The 18,313-nt window shown below is 64.0% G+C and carries 19 protein-coding genes; 12 read left to right on the top strand and 7 right to left on the bottom strand.

The features are described from left to right. Positions 1 to 414: 414 nt before the first annotated feature. Positions 415 to 1,995, top strand: a complete 1,581-nt coding sequence (locus ACEXP3_RS01900) for a sensor histidine kinase (protein ID WP_377295725.1) — start codon at positions 415 to 417, stop codon at positions 1,993 to 1,995. Beyond that, on the top strand, positions 1,967 to 2,947 hold the full coding sequence (locus tag ACEXP3_RS01895; RefSeq protein WP_377295724.1) for a peptidoglycan-binding domain-containing protein: 981 nt from the start codon (positions 1,967 to 1,969) through the stop codon (positions 2,945 to 2,947). Before ACEXP3_RS01900 ends, ACEXP3_RS01895 begins: the two co-directional genes overlap by 29 nt. Positions 2,948 to 2,983: 36 nt before the next feature. Here the strand turns inward: ACEXP3_RS01895 and ACEXP3_RS01890 are convergent, their stop codons facing one another. Beyond that, positions 2,984 to 3,217, bottom strand: a complete 234-nt coding sequence (locus ACEXP3_RS01890; RefSeq protein ID WP_377295723.1) for a hypothetical protein — start codon at positions 3,215 to 3,217, stop codon at positions 2,984 to 2,986. Positions 3,218 to 3,357: 140 nt separating this feature from the next. On the opposite strand from ACEXP3_RS01890, the gene ACEXP3_RS01885 reads away from it, so the two are divergent. Then, positions 3,358 to 3,696 (top strand): DUF1491 family protein, encoded by a 339-nt coding sequence (locus tag ACEXP3_RS01885; RefSeq protein WP_210103114.1) that lies wholly within the window; start codon positions 3,358 to 3,360, stop codon positions 3,694 to 3,696. Here ACEXP3_RS01885 and ACEXP3_RS01880 read toward each other — a convergent pair whose 3' ends face one another. Further along, positions 3,697 to 4,746, bottom strand: coding sequence for a DUF2336 domain-containing protein (locus ACEXP3_RS01880; RefSeq protein ID WP_377295722.1), 1,050 nt, complete (start codon positions 4,744 to 4,746; stop codon positions 3,697 to 3,699). A 796-nt stretch (positions 4,747 to 5,542) separates the two neighbouring features. Between ACEXP3_RS01880 and ACEXP3_RS01875 the strand changes: the two genes are divergently transcribed. Further along, a complete protein-coding gene (locus ACEXP3_RS01875) occupies positions 5,543 to 5,743 on the top strand; it encodes a hypothetical protein (protein WP_377295721.1) in 201 nt (66 codons plus the stop codon). A 42-nt stretch (positions 5,744 to 5,785) separates the two neighbouring features. On the opposite strand, the gene ACEXP3_RS01870 is transcribed toward ACEXP3_RS01875, so the two are convergent. Together ACEXP3_RS01870 and ACEXP3_RS01865 are read right to left on the bottom strand one after the other, a co-directional pair. Next, positions 5,786 to 6,334 (bottom strand): DUF1254 domain-containing protein, encoded by a 549-nt coding sequence (locus ACEXP3_RS01870; RefSeq protein WP_210103111.1) that lies wholly within the window; start codon positions 6,332 to 6,334, stop codon positions 5,786 to 5,788. After that, complete coding sequence (locus ACEXP3_RS01865) at positions 6,327 to 6,914, bottom strand: DUF1214 domain-containing protein (protein ID WP_377295720.1); 588 nt, start codon at positions 6,912 to 6,914, stop codon at positions 6,327 to 6,329. Before ACEXP3_RS01865 ends, ACEXP3_RS01870 begins: the two co-directional genes overlap by 8 nt. Before the next feature lie 126 nt (positions 6,915 to 7,040). Here ACEXP3_RS01865 and ACEXP3_RS01860 point away from each other — a divergent pair, with 126 nt between their 5' ends. After that, entirely contained in the window at positions 7,041 to 7,361 is a 321-nt protein-coding gene (locus ACEXP3_RS01860; protein WP_377295719.1) for a HigA family addiction module antitoxin, read from the top strand. A gap of 18 nt (positions 7,362 to 7,379) precedes the next feature. Here the strand turns inward: ACEXP3_RS01860 and ACEXP3_RS01855 are convergent, their stop codons facing one another. Both ACEXP3_RS01855 and ACEXP3_RS01850 read right to left on the bottom strand, forming a co-directional pair. Next, complete coding sequence (locus ACEXP3_RS01855) at positions 7,380 to 7,565, bottom strand: hypothetical protein (protein WP_377295718.1); 186 nt, start codon at positions 7,563 to 7,565, stop codon at positions 7,380 to 7,382. 32 nt (positions 7,566 to 7,597) lie between these two features. After that, positions 7,598 to 9,793 (bottom strand): transglycosylase domain-containing protein, encoded by a 2,196-nt coding sequence (locus ACEXP3_RS01850; protein WP_377295717.1) that lies wholly within the window; start codon positions 9,791 to 9,793, stop codon positions 7,598 to 7,600. A 183-nt stretch (positions 9,794 to 9,976) separates the two neighbouring features. On the opposite strand from ACEXP3_RS01850, the gene ACEXP3_RS01845 reads away from it, so the two are divergent. From ACEXP3_RS01845 to ACEXP3_RS01815, 7 genes are all read left to right on the top strand, one after another. Then, positions 9,977 to 10,447: a YcgN family cysteine cluster protein gene (locus ACEXP3_RS01845; RefSeq protein ID WP_210103105.1), complete on the top strand. Its 471-nt coding sequence runs from the start codon at positions 9,977 to 9,979 to the stop codon at positions 10,445 to 10,447. A gap of 427 nt (positions 10,448 to 10,874) precedes the next feature. Beyond that, positions 10,875 to 11,768 (top strand): NAD-dependent epimerase/dehydratase family protein, encoded by an 894-nt coding sequence (locus tag ACEXP3_RS01840; RefSeq protein WP_377295716.1) that lies wholly within the window; start codon positions 10,875 to 10,877, stop codon positions 11,766 to 11,768. Between the two features lie 265 nt (positions 11,769 to 12,033). Then, entirely contained in the window at positions 12,034 to 12,795 is a 762-nt protein-coding gene (locus ACEXP3_RS01835) for a class I SAM-dependent methyltransferase (RefSeq protein ID WP_377295715.1), read from the top strand. A 75-nt stretch (positions 12,796 to 12,870) separates the two neighbouring features. Beyond that, positions 12,871 to 15,456, top strand: coding sequence for a heavy metal translocating P-type ATPase (locus ACEXP3_RS01830; protein ID WP_377295714.1), 2,586 nt, complete (start codon positions 12,871 to 12,873; stop codon positions 15,454 to 15,456). Continuing rightward, complete coding sequence (cueR, locus tag ACEXP3_RS01825; protein WP_377295713.1) at positions 15,453 to 15,887, top strand: Cu(I)-responsive transcriptional regulator; 435 nt, start codon at positions 15,453 to 15,455, stop codon at positions 15,885 to 15,887. The genes ACEXP3_RS01830 and cueR overlap by 4 nt, the downstream gene beginning before the upstream one ends. A gap of 66 nt (positions 15,888 to 15,953) precedes the next feature. Further along, entirely contained in the window at positions 15,954 to 16,160 is a 207-nt protein-coding gene (locus ACEXP3_RS01820) for a heavy-metal-associated domain-containing protein (RefSeq protein ID WP_377295712.1), read from the top strand. A gap of 473 nt (positions 16,161 to 16,633) precedes the next feature. Next, a complete protein-coding gene (locus ACEXP3_RS01815; protein ID WP_377295711.1) occupies positions 16,634 to 17,458 on the top strand; it encodes a glycosyltransferase family A protein in 825 nt (274 codons plus the stop codon). A 116-nt stretch (positions 17,459 to 17,574) separates the two neighbouring features. Here ACEXP3_RS01815 and ACEXP3_RS01810 read toward each other — a convergent pair whose 3' ends face one another. Beyond that, positions 17,575 to 18,210 carry an outer membrane protein gene (locus tag ACEXP3_RS01810; RefSeq protein WP_377295710.1) on the bottom strand — a complete coding sequence of 212 codons (636 nt, stop codon included), beginning with the start codon at positions 18,208 to 18,210 and terminating at the stop codon, positions 17,575 to 17,577. Between the last annotated feature and the right edge of the window lie 103 nt (positions 18,211 to 18,313).

The following is an 18,313-nucleotide window of genomic DNA, read 5'->3' as shown; positions in this document are numbered from 1 at the left end:
GTCTCACCCGGAACCCTTTCGTGAAGCTTAGGAACATTGGAAAAACACGCCGTTACAACGCCCGCTAAAGTTTAATCGCAATTTGATCTGCATTTTAAATATCCGCCGCCCGAACCCTTTCAAGCGGCATTTCAATCAAACTTTACACATCCATGTTCACCATATTTATGGCAGTTGTCCCAAAAAACAATCGGATTCTTTTCGCCGCCTGCTCCAAAACCTAACACGATCGATAAAACTGAAAAAGTTCCAATGCTTACGCCCTGTTAACCATATTGGAAACTGCATCGTACCGAAACAGCCAAAGCGCCGGTTTGGCGGCTTTCGGGGCCCGCGGGGCGCGGATTTTTATAGTTTCCTTAAGTCGATGACGCCTATGGTCGGGCCTTACAGAGTTCGCGGTAAGGTATAGGCGTGCGCGTATTCAATTCCATCGGCGCAAGGGCAATCCAGGGTCTGGATCATCTGGCGCTCGGCTGGCTGCAGCAGGTTGGCGATCGCGATGCACCGCGTGCATCCGACGTGACGACACTGCGCGTGGTGGCGGGCGCGGGGATTGCCTGCCTCATCGCCGTGCCGTCGACGCTCGCCCTTGTCGTCAGTCCAGCCCTTGCGCTGCCGCTCGGGGCGGCCGTCGTGGTGGCCGGCATGCTCTCCGCTTCGGCCGCCGCCCTTGCCCTGTCCAGGCTTTGCCGCAGCGAGCCGGCGGATGGGGCCGCCGAGCCGACTGACTTCTCTGATCTTGTCTTTGAAGCCTGCCCCGGCGTTGTTTTCGCCTGCGATCCGCAGGGAAGCATTCTGCGCACCGGCGGCCGCGACCGCTATCTCCTGCCCTCTGCGCTGAGCGAGCGCCAGGGGCTGGTCCTTGCCGAACTCGTGCATGTCTCGGATCGCATTACCGTTCTGCAGGCGCTGGACAGCCTGCGCCAGGGGGAGGCGTCTGCCGTTGCGGATGTGCGCATCGAGCAGGGCATCTGCCCCATCGGCGGCCGGCAGTTTCTGGCGGTGCGGCTCGACCTGTCGCCAATTGCCGGCAGCGACGGGTGCCTGCAGCAGGTTCTGGTGCAACTGACCGACATGTCCGAAGAGCAGTGCCTGCGCGACGAGGTGGAAGCCTGCGCCATCGAGGTACAATCGGCCAATGAGGCGAAATCGCGCTTCCTCGCCGCCGTCAGCCATGAAATGCGCACGCCGCTCAATGCCATTCTCGGCTTTTCCGATGTGCTGGCGGGCGAATATTTCGGCCGGCTCGAAAATGACCGTCAGCGGGAATATGTGGCGCTGATCCGTCAGTCGGGCGCGCATCTTCTCTCCGTCGTCAACACCATGCTGGATATGAGCCGTATCGAGGCCGGCCGCTATGCGCTGCTGACCGAGCCGTTCCGGATTGCGGACGCAGTGGAAAGTTGCCGGGCGATGCTCGACCTGCAGGCCCGCACCAAGGGCGTCACGCTTGCCACCCGCATCGCGCGCGGGCTGGGCGATGTGGTGGCGGATCGCCGCGCCGTGCAGCAGATCCTCATCAATCTGGCCGGCAATGCCATCAAGTTTACCGAGGCCGGCGGCGCCGTGACCATCGATGCGCTTGCGGAAGAGGGTCTGCTGAAGCTCATCGTCAGCGATACCGGCATCGGTATTGCAAGCGACAAGATCGAGCTTCTCGGCCAGCCCTTCATGCAGGTGGAAGGCAGCCTTGCCCGCGCCTATGAGGGAACCGGGCTTGGCCTGTCGCTGGTCAAGGGCCTCGTCTCTCTGCACGGTGGACAGATGCGCATCGAAAGTCGCCTTGGCGAGGGAACTGTGGTAACGGTGAGCTTTCCACTCGATGGAAAACCGGCCGATGAGCGGCCGCTCGACGGTGCGGATGCGCCGGACGGCCTGCCACGGAGCGTGGAGCCGCTGGAGTTTCCGCCACGCCTGCGCCAACCGGCAAAGGGCAGCGTAACGGGTAGACAGGGATTGGCGCATGACCGCGCGAAAGCGAAAACCGGCTGAACGCAGACGGGCGCCGGCCAAGCGGCCGGGTCTTGTCCTGCGGGCCCTTTCGGGGGTGGCAGGGCTTGGCGCGCGTTATCCGCGCACGCTCGGCGGAAGCACCGCGCTTTTCGTGATCTTTTCCTTCATCGCCGCCAATGCGCTCTGGTATCAGCCGCGCAACCATCCCCACCCCTTCCTCGCCACGCGCGATCCGCTGGATCCGAACGCGATTGCCGGCTACCGGCCGCAGCGGCGCGCAGCGCCCGAAACCGTCACGACATTCCGCATCGAGCGGGCAGCGGATCTGCCGACGGACGAGGTGGCGGGCGTCCCGGCATCGCCGTCTACGGATCCTTCCGGGACAGGCGCACGCGGGACGTCCGGCCATGCAGCGCCGATGACGTCCCAGACGGTGATCGGCGACGATACGCCGGCTGCCGGTGCCTCGGTCGTTCCGCTGCCGCGCCCCGCTGTGGCGAATGCGGCGCCCGCCGGGGCTGCGGCCCCGGCTGCAAAATCGGCCGGCGCACACGCCCCTGCCGATGCCGATCCGGTGGCTGCGGCCATCCGGGCTGCCGGAAATCTGCCGGTGCCGGTCGCCCGCACCGGATCAGGAACCACCACTTCACCGGCTGGCCAATCTCAGCGGCCGTCCTCTCCAAAAGCCGCTCTTGCCCAATCGGCTGGCGTGCCGCCCGCCGACATTCCGGCCGCATCCCGTGCCAGCAAGGCGCGCGAGAGCGCCGATCTCAAGGCCATGCCGGTTTCGATGGGCTCGCAAGCCGAGCTTGTGCTGCAGATCCAGCAGGGCCTCTCCAACATCGCCTATTCGGATGTCTCGATCGATGGTGTGGCCGGCGAGCAGACCCGTGCCGCCATCCGCCACTTCCAGAAGCATTACCGCCTACCGGTGGACGGTGAGCCCTCCGAGGCGGTGCTGGCCAAGCTGAAATCCATCGGCGCGCTCTGACGCCGGCTTTGCGACACTTGGTATAAGGCGCTGGCGTTATTTCGGGTGTTCCTGGGCAAAGACCAGCATGGTCCAGATGACGGGGCCAAGCACCGTATGCTGGTGATGGCTGTTCGGCAGCGGCTGACCTTTTGCCACGGCAACCTCGTCGCCACAGTTCTTGCAGCGATAGATGCCGGCATTCGGCGGCGTCTGGCCCGGCAGCCACTGCTTGTCGAAGGCCGGAACATTGGTCTGGACCAGATGCTCGTCATATTTGAATTTCGCCATGTCACCTCCTGGTTCGGGATGCGGAGCCTGCGGCTTTCCCTGCCATAGCGGTCGAAGCTTGCCCGAGGCGCGAGGCGCGCGATGCGGGGGGGCGGCGCCGGCATTTCCTTTGCCTTCAAAAGCCTCTAAAGCGTAACCTCATGCGTTTGAGATCCGATATCTTTGTGGCAGCGCTCACCCGCCGCGTGTTTTCTCAAGGCGGCTTTGCCGCCGTCGAACAGCGTGGCGCCGATCAGGCCGGCGCCATTTTCGTGCGCCTGCGTTTCCGCGACGGCCGCGAGGATCTGTATGGCCCGGCGCCGCAGATGATGATCGAGGAGGATGGCGAGCGCCGCTTCGAGAAGCGCTTGAGCCTTGCCGAGCGGGACGAGGTGGATGCGGCAATCGCGCGCGAGCGCCGCTTCGACAGCGATCTCTGGCTGGTGGAAATCGAGACGGATGCGCTGGGCGATCTGCTGACGGTGATCGACGGGACGTGATCAGCGCGCCGCGCGCAGGCGGGGGACGGGCGTTGCCTCGGTGCGGATGACCGTGCCGCGATTGGCCGGCGCAGTGCCGGCAAAGCCCTGATCTTCCGCGCCGGTTGCCGGATCCGCCGTGCTGTGGCGGTCGGCGCGGCGCCAGGCTTCCACGCGCCGTGCGCATTCGTCTTCCTGCAGCGATTGCCAAAGGATCTGGCTGCGGCGCGTGCCGCCGATCTCTTCCTGCAGGGGCTCGTAAAAGCGCTGAAGCACGGCAAGCGCTTCGGGCTCGCGCATGCCGAGCGCCTTCAGCGTGGTCGCAAGCTGCAGGCCGGACAGATCGAGCATGATGCGTTCGGCAAGCCAGCGGCTGGCCGACAGCGTATCGGCAAGCGTGGTGGCAAAGCCATCGGCTTCGCGGGCGCGGGCAAAGCGCACCAGCAGCGCCTCCTGCACGTCGGTCAGCGTGCGCAGCCCCAGCCGATCCTCCGGGGCGCGGTGAAGATGGGCTGCCATGCGCTTGATCTGCTGGCGAAGGACCTCTTCGCGCTCACGCCGCGCCTCGGCTTCTGCCTCCTCGGCTGTCCGCTCTGGCGGGGCAACATCCGGCAGGCTTACATCTGTCAGGCTTACGTTGGTCAGGCTGGCGTCTGGCGTTCCCTGCGTTCCGGCAGCCAGCTGGCCGGTCAGGTCGTCCTGGATCTCTGCCACCGTCTGGCGGGCATGGCGCATGCCGACCAGCGCATCGATCACCATCGGCGACAGGTTTTCGCGCCGCACGATGGCGCGGGCATGTTCTGCCCCCTGCATGCGGGCAATGGCAATCAGCGTCTCGTCGTCGAGGCAGGCGGAACTGACGAGGAAGGGGGCGGCAATCGAGATTGGCTGGCTGGAAATGAAAAAGGCAACGGCCGGCGGCACATGGCGCGACTGCGACAGAGCCGCCACCGCCTGGCGTCTTGCCTCGTCGCTGGAGGCGTGAAATAGCGGCAGGAACAGCTCGGCGAATTGGCGCAGTTCGGATCGTGTCGGATGCTCGAGTTCCTCGAAACTCGTGACGGTCGCCATGAGCACCACATCCTTCCTGCGCATGGCCTGCGGCCTTTCAAGTTCACGATACCGATCCACGGTCATATCCACCGACGCACTACACAAGATACAGACTTCAAGGTTCGGCGTGGCGGGGACCGCCACGAAGACGCTCATGCGGGCATGCCGGCCGAAGGAAGCACTGGGGCGGCCGACAGGCGGCGCGGCACGGCGTCCTTCACATTCCGGCATGGTTAAAAACACGCTACCGGAACGAGGTTAATGTCTGGTGAAGGAGTGTGGCAGAGCGGGACTTATCCCCAGCCGCCGTATCAAAGCGCGTCAGCGATTTTTACCGACATGTGCCGTCCTCTTTGATGCGCATGAGGGGATTACGCCGACGATCGCGCGGCAGGACAGGCAGGGCAGCGGCGAAACGGCCTTGGGATAAGCCCGGCAACATCGCTCTCCCCAAGTTCTCACGGGTGCGCCGGGGTTTATGAGCATTTACTTGTCGTTAACCTGCCTGTGGCCCAATCCGCGACAGACAGCATGACACGAATCAAGGCCGTTCGGGCCTGGATGAGGGCTTAAAAAGCCTTGCAGCGCGGCAAGAGACCCGGTTTGAACCCGGTCGCCTGTCCCGCGTCATCCCGGTGAAACCGCCTGCCGTTTCATGTGTTGTTGGAGTCGCTGGTGCCTGTGGCAGAATTTGCCACGGGCCCGACGAGAAAGGCGCAGAATGCCTCTTGAGGAGGATGCGCCGGCCCCTTGCGGGCAGGGTGAAATCGGTTCTTGTCCTTCATCCGTCTCGAACCCTTTTGAGGAGACGAGCATGGCAGAAATTGTTTGCATGAACACATGGCGGCATGCTCACCCGCAGCGGGGAGCCTTGCCGCAGCGGCAGGACAAGACGGTGGTGACCACCCGATCGGGGGCGGCCTTGCTGATGTTTACCGGCGTGCGCTACGAGCGGCCGGCGGAACTGACGCATCGCGTCCTCGACGAGACGGCGCTGCGCCTCGACAGCCATTGAGCGCTGCCGCGGGGATCGTCATCTGCGCGCTGCGTTGCTGGGTCAGCGCAGTTCCACGGGGCTGCAATCCGCCCCGGCGAGAAACTGTGTCGTCATCGGCCGGTAGCTTGCCTGAGGCGCCATGGCGCGCAGCACCGCATAGCCCTGGACGGCGCGGGTTTCGACGATGATCGATTGCGCAAGCGGCGAAGGCTGCGCCTTGCGCAGGGCCGTTGCCTGCACCGGCGTTGCCAGCAGCACATCGAGCCCGCTGCCGACCGAGGTGCGGTCGTTGATGCTGAAGATCTCGTTGGAGGCGCTGTCGAACGCGGAGAGCGACCAGAAGGGCAGGGCGCCGCGGGCCGTCAGCCGCACCGGATTTTCCGAAAGATCAAAGGCGCAGACCGCCAGATCCAGAAACGGATCGGTCTTTTGCAGGCCGGCGGCATCCTCCCGCGCGGCAAGCGCATGAAAGCGGTGCGGCGGCCCTTCGCCGAGCACCCGGCTATAGGCATCGCGTTCGCTGAAGGCCGGCAGCGACAGGATGATGACGAGATGCAGCAGGCCCGCCCCGACAAGCCCGATGATGACGGCCAGCATAAGCTTAAGCATGGGCGCATCCGATGCGGTCGATGCGCGGCATGGCAAGGTCGATGAGGCCGGAACTGCCGGCGGTTGGCGTGTCGAGCAGGGTAAGCGTCAGATAAAACGATCCGTCCCGCGGCACCGCCAGCCAGTTTCCGGCGCTGGCGTCTGGCGACAGCGTGATGATGAAGGCGCCCGTTGCATCGCGCAGAACCGTGCGTGAATTGAGCGCCACCGGCAGATCCTGACCGGTCAGCGGCGCCGCTCCCTTGACGGTGGCCGCAAACAGCGTCCAGGCACGGGCCACCGGCGTCTGGCCGGAGAGGAGATAGGTGCAGCGGCCGGACAGCCGCTGACCGGTCTGATCGACACTTGCGGTAAAGCTCAAGCCCTCGGCCGTGCCATAGAGCAGGCGGCCGCCATTGGCGCGGTGCGCCTTGGCATAAGGATCGGCATCGGCCGTCTGCGCCTGCGGAAACGCCTCCCAGGCCCCGAGCCTGATCGCGCCGAAGCCGGTGGTGGCATCGAGCGCCACCAGCGTCGACCAGATGCCACCACCAAAGGCGACGACCAGCGCGACGAGCACGAGAAAGGGAAGGCGAAACAAGCGCGGCAAAACCTTTTGCAAATCAGCTCAGACGGATAGCACTGTTTACGGGTCGAGAAAATGGCGAAGGGAGCGTTTGCCATTGATAAGGCGATGCGTCATTCTGGAGATCCGGAAGCGCCTCACATGTCGAAATCGTCGATGATCATGGCTGATGACGAACTCTTGCCCAACCCGCATCCGGGCGAAATCCTGCTGGAGGAGTTCTTCAAGCCCATGGGGCTCAGCCAGTACCTGCTTGCCCGCGCCATTGCCGTGCCGCCGCGCCGGATCAACGAGATCGTGCTTGGAAAGCGGGCGGTGACGGCCGACACGGATCTTCGGCTGGCGCGTCTGTTTGGCATGTCCGACGGTTTTTTTCTCGGCCTGCAGAGCGATTACGACCTGATGAACCGCCGCCGCGCGCTTGGGGCACAACTGGAGCGCATCAAGCCCTGCGCAGCGTGAGGTGAGCGTCAACCTGGCTCAAGGCCCGGTTGTCTTGCGCCGCCGTGCCTCCAGTTCCTTGAAGAAGGCTTCAGGCATCATCTCGCGGGCCGGACGCATGGCGGCGAGCTCCTCGTCGGTGAGTTCAGGGAAATCGACGCTTTCCCATTCCTCGCGGCTATAGCCGGAGTCAGCACGAAATTCTTTCGATTTGCGGTCTGTCATGCGGATCTCCTTTGTGCCACGGCATCATCCCCTCACGGCGCGCTCTTCACCTTCACCACCTGCGCCTTGCCGCCGGCAAGCGTCTGCGGCGGGGCCTTGAGCGGAGGGGCGGCTGCGAAGGACTGGGCGATGCGGCGCAAGAGCCGCGTGGTATCGGCCGAGAGCGAGCGGGGGCGGGACAGCGCCGGCAGGCCGTTTGCCTCGCCCTTGTCGGCGAGCGCCGGACCTTTGACATGAGTGCCCGACGGCAACGGATTGTCGATGCCGGGGATGGGCTTCAGCTCGATGCCCTGATGGGCGTAATCCATCAGCTTCTTGAAGGTCATGGCCGGCAGCGAGCCGCCGGTCATGTTGTTCATCGAGGTGAAATCATCGTTTCCGAACCAGACGGCGGCGGTGTAATTGCCGGTAAAGCCGATGAACCAGGCATCGCGGTAGCTCTGCGAGGTGCCGGTCTTGCCGCCGGTGACGATGCCGCCGTCAAGGGCTGCGCGCTTGGCGGTGCCGATGACCGGGATCTGCGTGAGGATGCGGTTCATCGACGATGTGGCTTGTTCGGAGACGACGCGGGCCGGCGCCGGTTCGTCGCGCTCGAAATCGTAGAGCACGTCGCCGTCGTAATCGACCACCTGCGCCACCCCGTGCCGGCGTGACTGCACGCCGCCGGCCGGCATCACCGCATAGGCGGTCGCCTGATCCATGACGGTGACTTCCGACGTGCCGAGCGGAATCGTCTTGTCGGTGCGAAGCGGCGTCTCGACGCCCATTTTCCTCGCCGTTTCCGCAATGATTTCCGTGCCGAGCTCCTCCTTGGCAAGGCGCACCGGCACGGTGTTCAGGGATTGCGCCATGGCCGACAGAAGCGTAACACGGCCCTTGTAGGAGCGGGCATAATTCTGCGGCGACCAGCCGCGCCAGGTGATCGGCGCATCCGAAATCATCGTTTCCGGTGTAAAGCCCTTCTCCATGGCGGCCGTATAGGTATAGAGCTTGAAGGAGGAGCCCGGCTGGCGCAGTGCCTTGGTGGCGCGGTTGAACTGGCTTTCGCCATAGTCGCGCCCGCCGACCATGGCGCGCACGGCACCACCGTTTTCGATCATCACCAGCGCGCCCTGCTTGACGCGGTAGCTCTCGCCATATTCGCGAAGGCCCGATTCCATCGCCTCTTCGGCGGCCTGCTGCAGGCCCATGTCGATGGTGGTGCGCACGATGACGGAATGCTTCTTCAGCTTGCCGGCATCGGCAAGTTTCTGCACCTCTTCGAATGCCCAGTCGAGAAAATAGTCGGGCGCGGTGGTCGCGGCCCGGTCGATGACGCTGGCCGGGTTGCGGCGGGCGGCGATCACCTGTCCCTCGCTCATCAGCCCGCCCTGCACGAGATTGGTCAGAACCTCGTTGGCGCGGGCGCGCGCGGCGGGCAGGTTGACATGGGGAGCGTATTTCGCCGGCGCCTTGAAGAGGCCGGCAAGCATGGCAGCCTCGGCGAGGTTCACCTGCGTGATGTTCTTGCCGAAATAGAACTGCGCGGCGGCCGCCGCCCCAAAGGTTCCGCCACCCATATAGGCGCGGTCGAGATAGAGCGACAGGATTTCCTTTTTCGACAGGTTCGCTTCCAGCCAGAGCGCCAGAAAGGCCTCCTTGATCTTGCGCTCCAGCGAGCGCTCATTGGTGAGGAAGAGATTTTTCGCCAGCTGCTGCGTCAGCGTCGAGCCGCCCTGCACGACGCCGCCGGCCTTGGCATTTTCATTGAGCGCGCGGGCAAGACCTAAGAAATCGATGCCGAAATGGGTGAAGAAGCGGCGGTCTTCGGTGGCCAGAACCGCCTTTACCAGATGATCCGGCAGCTGGTCGACGGGCACCGAATCCTCATGGATGATGCCGCGATGGCCGATCGTGTTGCCGTAGCGATCGAGAAACGTTACGGCAAAATCGCCGCGCGAGCGCCAGTCTTCCTTGGTTTCCTCAAAGGCCGGAAGCGCCAAGGCCAAAAGCAGCACGAAGCCGGCCGTGCCAAACGTCATCGCCTCGTCTGCGAGCTCCACCACCACGCGCTTCCAGCCGCGCACGCGAAACTTGCGGGAAAAGATGGTGATCTCTTCCCAGAGTTCTGACAGCTTGAAGCCGAGGTTCCAGACGGTGGAATCGATCCAGCTGTCGGCGCGCAGCAGAAGGTGGCGCCGGGTGCGCGGTCTCTTCGATCGTTGCGGGGGAGCGGGATCGTCCTGCACCGTGGATCTTCCTCGTCTGGACCTCAAGAGCTTGACGCTTGGCAAACAAACGACGAAAAGCCTCGGGGACTGCTTTAGGCAGCAATGGCTGATAAATGGTTGACGCGGGGTTTATGCCGCCGGCGCGAGCCATTCACAAAACCGTTCGGCAAACTATGTTCAGCCGGTGCTAAAAAAGACAAGATGGAAAATCAGTTCTGGAAAACGAAAAGCCTGGAGGCGATGAGCCAGGCGGAATGGGAAAGCCTCTGCGACGGCTGCGGTCTCTGTTGCTTGAACAAGCTGGAGGACTGGGACACCGGCGAAGTGGCCTTCACCTCCGTTGCCTGCCGGTTGCTGGACGGGGAAAGCTGTCGCTGCTCCGACTATGAGAACCGCCAGGCGACCGTTCCCGAATGCATCCAGCTGACGCCTTCGGCCGTCGACGAAATCAGCTGGCTGCCGCCCACCTGCGGCTATCGGCTGGTGCGCGACGGCGAGGATCTCTACTGGTGGCACCCGCTCGTCTCCGGCAGCCCCGACACCGTCCACCAGGCCGGCATTTCGGCGAGGAACCGCACGGTGAGCGAGCTGGACGTGGATGTCGAGGATTTCGAAGACTACCTCATCGACTGGCCGCTGCATGTGGGCGAAACGGCGCAGGCGCGGCGATGAGAGTGCGCCCCGGCCAATGAGGCTGAAGGGGCTTCGGCACGCTGATCTCCCCCCTTGTGGGGGAGATTGGCAGAGCGGCTGGCCGCTCGCGTCCATGGCAGATGAAGTGATTAGGGCCCACGCAACGAGGCCTTTGCGCCCCGGCCAAAGAGGCTGAAGAGGCTTCGGCACAGTGATCTCCCCCCTTGTGGGGGAGATGCCTGGCAAGGCAGAGGGGGTTAACGTCTGGCGCGAACGTCTGTTGGGTTGGCATGCGGGGTCCACCCCCCTCTGTCCTGCCGGACATCTCCCCACAAGGAGGGAAATCGGCAGAGCGGCTGGCCGCTCGCGTCCATGGCAAGCGATCATCCGCCGCTCGGCCATTCCCATTTTGCGCCCGGCACCCTATGTCTTGCCCAGCCAGACACATACGGGAGGATTTTTGGTGATGGGCAAGCGGGTCATTTTTACCGGCGGCAGCGGCAAGGCGGGGCGTCATGCGGTGCCTTATCTCACGGCCAAGGGCTATGAGGTGTTCAACCTCGATCTCGTGCCACTCGACTGCGAGGGCGTGACGACGCTGAATGTGGACCTGACCGACAGCGGGCAGGTGTTCAATGCGCTCTCCATGCATTTTGATTTTTCAGGCCTCGAAACCGGCAAGGGGCCGGCGCCGGTCGATGCGGTGGTGCATTTTGCCGCCGTGCCGCGCATTCTGCTGAAGCCCGACAACACCACCTTTGCCGCCAACACGCTCTCCACCTACAACGTCATCGAGGCGGCGATGAAGCTTGGTATCCGCAAGGTCATCATCGCCTCCAGCGAGACGACCTTTGGTGTGTGCTTTGCCGAGGGCGACAAGGATTACCACCAGTTTCCGCTCACCGAAGAGTATGATGTCGACCCGATGGACAGCTATGGCCTCTCCAAGGTGGTGAACGAAAAGACCGCCCGCGCCTTTGCCATGCGCTACAAGTCCGATATCTACGCGCTTCGCATCGGCAATGTCATCTCGCCGGAGGATTACGCGAATTTCCCGGGCTTCCTCGCCAAGCCGGAAAGCCGCAAGCGTAATGCCTGGAGCTATATCGACGCGCGCGATCTCGGCCAGATCGTCTGGCGCGGCCTCGAGACGGACGGCCTGGGTTTCCAGGTGTTCAACGCGGTCAACGACACCATCACCGCGCGCGAACCCACCCGCGAATTTTTGGCCAAATACGCCCCCGGCACGCCGATCACCGGCGAACTCGAAGGTTATGCCGCGCCGATCAGCAATGCCAAGATCCGCACTGTGCTGGGCTTTGTCGAGGAGCATGACTGGCGGAATTATGTGAACGACTAATGAGGAACGTGTCGGGGGAAACGTAAGGGTGCCCCCTCTGTCTCCCCCCTTGAGGGGGAGATGCCTGGCAAGGCAGAGGGGGTAACCTCTCGCGCGAAGGCCAGTTTGGTTGGCATTGCGGGGTAGCCTCTGCCACGAACGCCTGTTCGGTTACCATGCGTCACCTTAGGCCCGCGCGGTCACCCCGAAGAGCGGCAGCCGCAAAATCCCTTGTGTTGCGCCCTGCGTTTTCGCACAACCGTGGCAGACACACGCCGGTTGCCCGATGAACACGATTCGCCGCTATCCTATCCTTGCCGCAACCCTTGCCCAGCTGATGGCGGGGGTGGTGACGTTTGGGCTGGCGGTGATGCTGGCGGGGCGGATGGGGCCGGGAGTGGGGATGGCGGTGCTCGTTGCCGTGCAGGCCTGCGTTGCTGCGGGGGTGAGTGTCTTGCTGCGCCTGCCGGTCTGGTGGCTGTGGATTGCGCTTCTGTTTCCGCCGGCGGTTTTTCTCGGGCTTCATCTCGGCGATCTGCCGGCCTGGCCGTTTGCGGCAGGGTTCGTGCTGCTCTACCTGTTCTTTTCCAACACGGCGCGCGAGCGCGTGCCGCTCTACCTCAGCAACCGTGCGACCGCGCAGGCGCTCTGCCAGCTGATGCGCGACCGGGGGGCAGACCGCTTCATCGATCTCGGCTGCGGCTTTGGCGGCGTGGTGCGGGCGCTCGATGCGGCGGGATTTCAGGCGTCGGGCGTCGAGACGGCGCCCATGGCCTTCATGATTGCGCGCGCGCTGTCGGCGCTGACGCACCGGGGCACGATCCGGCGGCAGGATCTTTGGGCGGCCGATCTTGCCGAGATCGATGTCGCTTACGCCTTTCTGTCCCCCGAGCCGATGGCGGCGCTTTACATAAAGGCCCGCGCCGAAATGAAGCCCGAGAGCCTGCTCGTCTCCAACAGCTTTGCCGTGGACGGTGTCGAGCCGGACGAAGTCTGGGAGCTTTCCGACCGGCGCCGCACGCAGCTCTTTCTCTATCGCATGGGATAGTTTTTGCGCCGGGTGCCCTTGACCTTCCCATGATGGGAAGCCCTACATGGGGCGGGTAATCCAAGGACCCCGCCCATGACTTCCGTGCCGTCTCACCTATCCCTCACTGCCGCGCCCGCCGGCCGCCCCGCGCAAGACCCGATCGTCATCCCGGTCGAGGGCATGACCTGCGCCTCCTGCGTGCGCCGCGTGGAACTGGCGGCGGCCAAGGTGGAAGGGGTCGCCGCAAGCGCGGTCAATTTTGCCACCGAAAGCCTGACGGTGGAGCCCGGCGCCGGCTTTTCCGCCGAAAAACTTGCCGCCGCCATCCGCAAGGCCGGCTATGAGCCGAAGGCGGAGCGTATCGCGCTGACGCTTGCCAACGCCCCGCAGGCCGAGGAAGTTGCCCGGCTGGAGGCAACGCTGAGGGCGGTTGAGGGCGTTGTCTTGACCGACATTGCGCCGGGACGGGCCGAGATCGCAGCCGAAATGTTTGGCCGCGACGGCAAGCGGGCGTTAATTACGGCACTCAAGGCGGCGGGGTTTGCGCTCGCCGCGCCAAAAGCTGCCGCCGCGGCGGAGGCGGGCATGCCCGCCGGATCGTCTCACGGCCAAGGTCATGACGGAACGGCAGAGGGCCACGCGCGCAACCATCATGACGAGGATGCGGGCCTTCTGAAGCGTGATCTCGTACTGTCCGCCGTGCTGACGCTGCCGCTCTTTGCGCTGGAAATGGCCGGCCACCTCTATCCGCCGTTCCACCATGTCCTGATGGGGGCGGTGGACACGCAGGTGCTCTATTCTATCTACGCGGCGCTTGCGACGGCCGTCATCTTCGGGCCGGGATGGCGTTTCCTGAAGGCCGGCTTTCCGGCCCTTTTCCGCGGTCATCCGGAAATGAATTCGCTGGTGGCTGTCGGGGTAACCGCCGCCTATCTTTATTCGCTGGTGGTGACCTTCCTGCCCGGGCTTTTGCCGGAACAATCGCGCTTCGTCTATTATGAGGCAGCAACCGTCATCGTGACGCTGATCCTGCTCGGACGACTGTTGGAGGCGCGTGCCCGCGGACGCACGGGTGCCGCCATCCGCCGGCTGATGGGCCTGCAGGCAAAGACGGCGCGGGTGGAGCGCGATGGTTCCGTGTTCGACATTGGAACCGACGAGGTGGTGCCGGGCGACGTGGTGATCGTGCGGCCGGGCGAGCGCGTGGCGGTGGATGGCACGGTGATCGACGGCGCCTCCTCTGTCGACGAATCGATGATGTCCGGCGAGCCGCTGCCGGTGGAAAAGACGGTCGGCACGATCGTCATCGGCGGCACCATCAATGGCAGCGGCAGTTTTCGCTTTCGCGCCGAAAAGGTGGGCAAAGACACGGTTCTTTCCCAGATCATCGCGCTGGTGGAACAGGCGCAAGGGGCAAAGCTGCCCATCCAGGCGGTGGTGGACCGGGTGACCGGCTGGTTCGTGCCGGCGGTGATTGCGGTGGCAGTCCTCACCTTCGCCATCTGGATGCTGGTCGGGCCGGAGCCGGTGCTGCCGCATGCGCTGGTGGCGGCCGTGGCCGTGCTGATCATTGCCTGCCCCTGCGCCATGGGGCTTGCAACGCCGACCTCGATCATGGTTGGCACCGGGCGGGCGGCCGATCTCGGCGTGCTGTTTCGCAAGGGCGATGCGCTGCAGGCGCTCTCCGGTGTGACCGCCGTGGTGCTCGACAAGACCGGCACGGTGACGGCAGGGCGCCCGGAACTCACCGATATCGTGGTGACGGACGGGTTCCAGACGGACGCGGTTCTTGTCCAAGTGGCCGCCGTCGAGGCGCGGTCGGAACATCCGGTCGCAGAGGCGATCGTCGCCTCGGTTGAAAGGCGCGGGCTTGCGATCAGCGAGGCACAGGCGGTGAAGGCTGAACCGGGTTATGGCATCGAAGCCGTGGTGGATGGGGTCACCGTTGCCGTCGGTGCTGATCGCTTCATGGAAAAACTCGGGCTTTCGGTGGCAGAGTTTGCGGAAGGGGCGGCGCGGCTCGGCGACGAGGGCAAGACACCGCTTTATGCGGCAATCGGCGGCAGGCTTGCGGCGATCCTGGCGGTTGCCGATCCCGTGAAGCCGACAAGCATGGCGGCGATTACTGAGCTGAAGGCCATGGGCCTATCGGTTGCCATGGTGACCGGCGACAATGCCCGCACGGCGCAGGCGATTGCCCGTGCGGTCGGCATCGAAGAGGTGGTGGCCGAGGTTCTGCCGGCCGGCAAGGTGGAGGCGATCCGGGCGATCCGTGCCGCGCAGGGCGCGGCAGGCGCGGAGCCAAAAATCGCCTTTGTCGGCGATGGCATCAATGATGCGCCGGCGCTTGCCTTTGCCGATATCGGCATTGCCATCGGCACGGGTACGGATGTCGCCATCGAAAGCGCCGACGTGGTGTTGTCGAACGGCGCGCTGACGGGCGTCGTCTCGGCCATTGCGGTTAGCCGGGCGACGATGAAGAACATCCGCCAGAACCTGTTCTGGGCCTTCGGCTATAATGTCGCGCTGATCCCGCTGGCGGCCGGCGCGCTCTATCCGGCCTTCGGCATCCAGCTATCGCCGATGATCGGGGCGGGCGCCATGGCGCTCTCCAGCATCTTTGTTCTCTCCAACGCGCTGAGGCTGAAGCGCCTCACGATCCAGAAGGAGGTCGCATGAATATCGGGCAGGCAGCAAGCGCATCGGGCGTTTCGGCCAAGATGATCCGCTATTACGAGGAGATCGGGCTGATCCGCCCAAGTGCCCGCACCGCCAACAATTACCGGATCTACAGCGAGGATGAGGTGCATGTGCTGCGCTTCATCAAGCGGGCCCGTTCGCTCGGCTTTTCGCTGGAGGAAACCGAACGCCTGCTGGCGCTCTGGCAGGACCGCGAGCGGGAAAGTGCCGCCGTGAAGGCGGTGGCGACAAGCCATATTGCCGATCTGGAACGGCGCATCGGCGAGATGCAGACCATGGTCAAGAGTTTGAAACATCTCGCCCATTGCTGCAGCGGCAATTCGCGGCCCGATTGCCCCATCCTGGAGGATCTCGCCGGCAACGGGGCGGAAGGCGCAGAGCCATCTTTCGCCCACACGCGGGACGGTTGACCTTGCCGCAAGGGCAGGGACTAGACGCGAACACACACAGACGACCATGAACAGGAGACATCGATCATGACGACAACTTTCCTCGTGCCGGACATGAGCTGCGGCCATTGCGAAAAGGCGGTGAAGGTAGCCCTTTCCGAGGCGCTTCCCGGCGTGCCGGTGGCGGTGGATCTCGCCGAACACCGGGTGACGCTCGACGGCGGCAATGCCGCGGTCGCGGAAGCGGCCATTCGCGAGGCCGGCTATACGCCGGAGAAGCTCGCCAACGCCTGAACGGCAATCTCGTTGCCCTTTCCCCGTGTCGACGGGGGAAGGGATTTTTCTTGCGACACCCTCCGCCCGGATCTTGCGGCGCGACGCTGGGTTAGCCGCCTTTCGGCACCCCTCCCACGACGCTCTTCTTACTGCCTGGGCCTGCAATCTGCGGCAAGCGGACGTCCGCTGCCACATCGCGTTAGAATAGAAATTCTATATCGGCATGATTTTGACGTATTCCGGCGGCTTCATCTGCCTGCTTCGGGTACGATATTTCATGCCGCGTATCCGGTGGCGAAGCGCAACCCATCCGCGATGCCCCTTGTGGCCAAGGATGTTCTGAAGGACGACAGGCCGTCTTCCCGTCGGTGCGACCGCGCGCCGGCGACGGCTCTCTGCGGCCCGTTGCTGCCTGTCGCCTTCGCAAACCCGGGGAAGTGCCTATGGTTCATGTCCTGTCGAGAAGCGAAACTCCTGCAACTCCTGCACCGATGCCACGGCTTGCCGCCGGCAAGAGCGTTGCCTTCATCATTCCGGTGCGCCATCCCGCCAATGCCCGCGACTGGCCGCGGCTGATCGAGCGCCTGTCGGAGACGATGCGATCGATTTCCGCGCAGCGCTCGCCCGACTGGCTGTGCGTGATCGTTGCCAATCGCGAGGCGCAACTGCCGGAGCTGCCTGCTGGGTTTTTTGCCGTGCGCGTCGATCTTCCGCCCAATCCGCTTTACGAGATGGATCATTCCAACCGCGAGGCGATCTACGAGGCCGTGCGCACCGACAAGGGCAGGCGGGTGCTGGCCGGCATGCTGGCGGCGCGCGGCGCGCGCTTCTTCATGGTGGTGGACGATGATGATTTCGTCAGCCGCGACATCGTCTCCTTTGCCGAAGGCCAGCCCGACCTGCCCGGCTGGTATGTCGACCACGGCTATCTGTGGAGTGAGGGCAGCTCCTTCCTGATGCGTCAGAGCGGCTTCAACACGCTCTGCGGCACCTCGCATCTGGTGCGCGCCGACCTTTACGAACTGCCGGAGCGCGCCGAGGACGCACCGATCGACTGGGTGAAGGCGATGATGGGCAGCCATATCAAGATAGAGAGTATTTTGCGCGCGCGCGGATGCGCTCTTGAGCCGCTGCCGTTTGCCGGGGCGATCTACCGCGTCGGCCATGGCGAGGCGCATAGCCGCTCGAAAGGGGTGCTGCGGGCGCATCTCCTCAACCGCGAGACGCTGTCGCATCCGCGCCGCCTGCTGCGCAATGCGCTTGCCCTTCGCCGTCTCGATTACGCGCGCCGGGCGCAGTTCGGCATGGAGATGTGAGGCCCGGGCCTTGGTCTGAGGCGTCGCCGCGGAAAAAAATCCGGACGCGAAAAAGCCGGGCCTGCAAGTGCCGGCCCGGCTTTTCCGATTCTGTTCAGATGCCTGACGTCAGGCGATCAGAACTTGACGCCGAGGCCGACATTGACCACGTGCTGGTCGAAATCGACATTGGTGCCGGCGATGTTCTTGTCGCCGTAATCGTTGTAACGGTATTCCAGACGGCCGAACATCTTGTCAGTGAAGGCGTAATCGACGCCACCGCCAACGGTCCAGCCGCTGAAGGTCTTGTTTTCATCAACGCCTGCGCCATCGACGTAACCGTTGGTGGCCGTCCAGCCGCCGGCTGCGAAGATCACTGCACGGTCCATGGCGTAGCCAACGCGGCCACGTACGGAGCCGGAGAAGTCGGTGCCGACATCGGCGCCGGCAACGGTTTCTTCGTTCCAGTCGTAGTTCACGTCGCCTTCAAGACCGACCAGGAAGCCCGAGGACAGTTCCCAGTTGTAGCCGACGAAACCGCCGATGCGGCCGCCGTCGAAATCTTCCGAACCGTTGACACCGCCGTCGAAATCGCCGTTGCCCCAGCCGTAACCGCCGAGAACACCGATATACGCGCCGGTCCAGGAGAAGGCCGGTGCGGCAACTTCCTGAGCCACAGGCGCCTGCGGTGCTTCGTAAATGGCATCAGCGGCAAAGGCAGCGGAAGAGCCGAAGAGTGCGACACTCGATGCGAGGAAGAGGATCTTTTTCATGGTGCATTCCCTTTCTTGGAGACAAGGGGGCATGTAGTGCACGCCGAAGAAAAAGCTGTAGCTAAAATACAACAGGGTGTCATGAATGCCCGAAAATGAATCG

The organism is Neorhizobium fuzhouense (genome assembly GCF_042611105.1).
Taxonomy (GTDB): domain Bacteria; phylum Pseudomonadota; class Alphaproteobacteria; order Rhizobiales; family Rhizobiaceae; genus Neorhizobium; species Neorhizobium galegae_A.
Note: the sequence above shows the minus strand (reverse complement) of the source record. Positions and strands in the feature narration are given on the sequence as shown.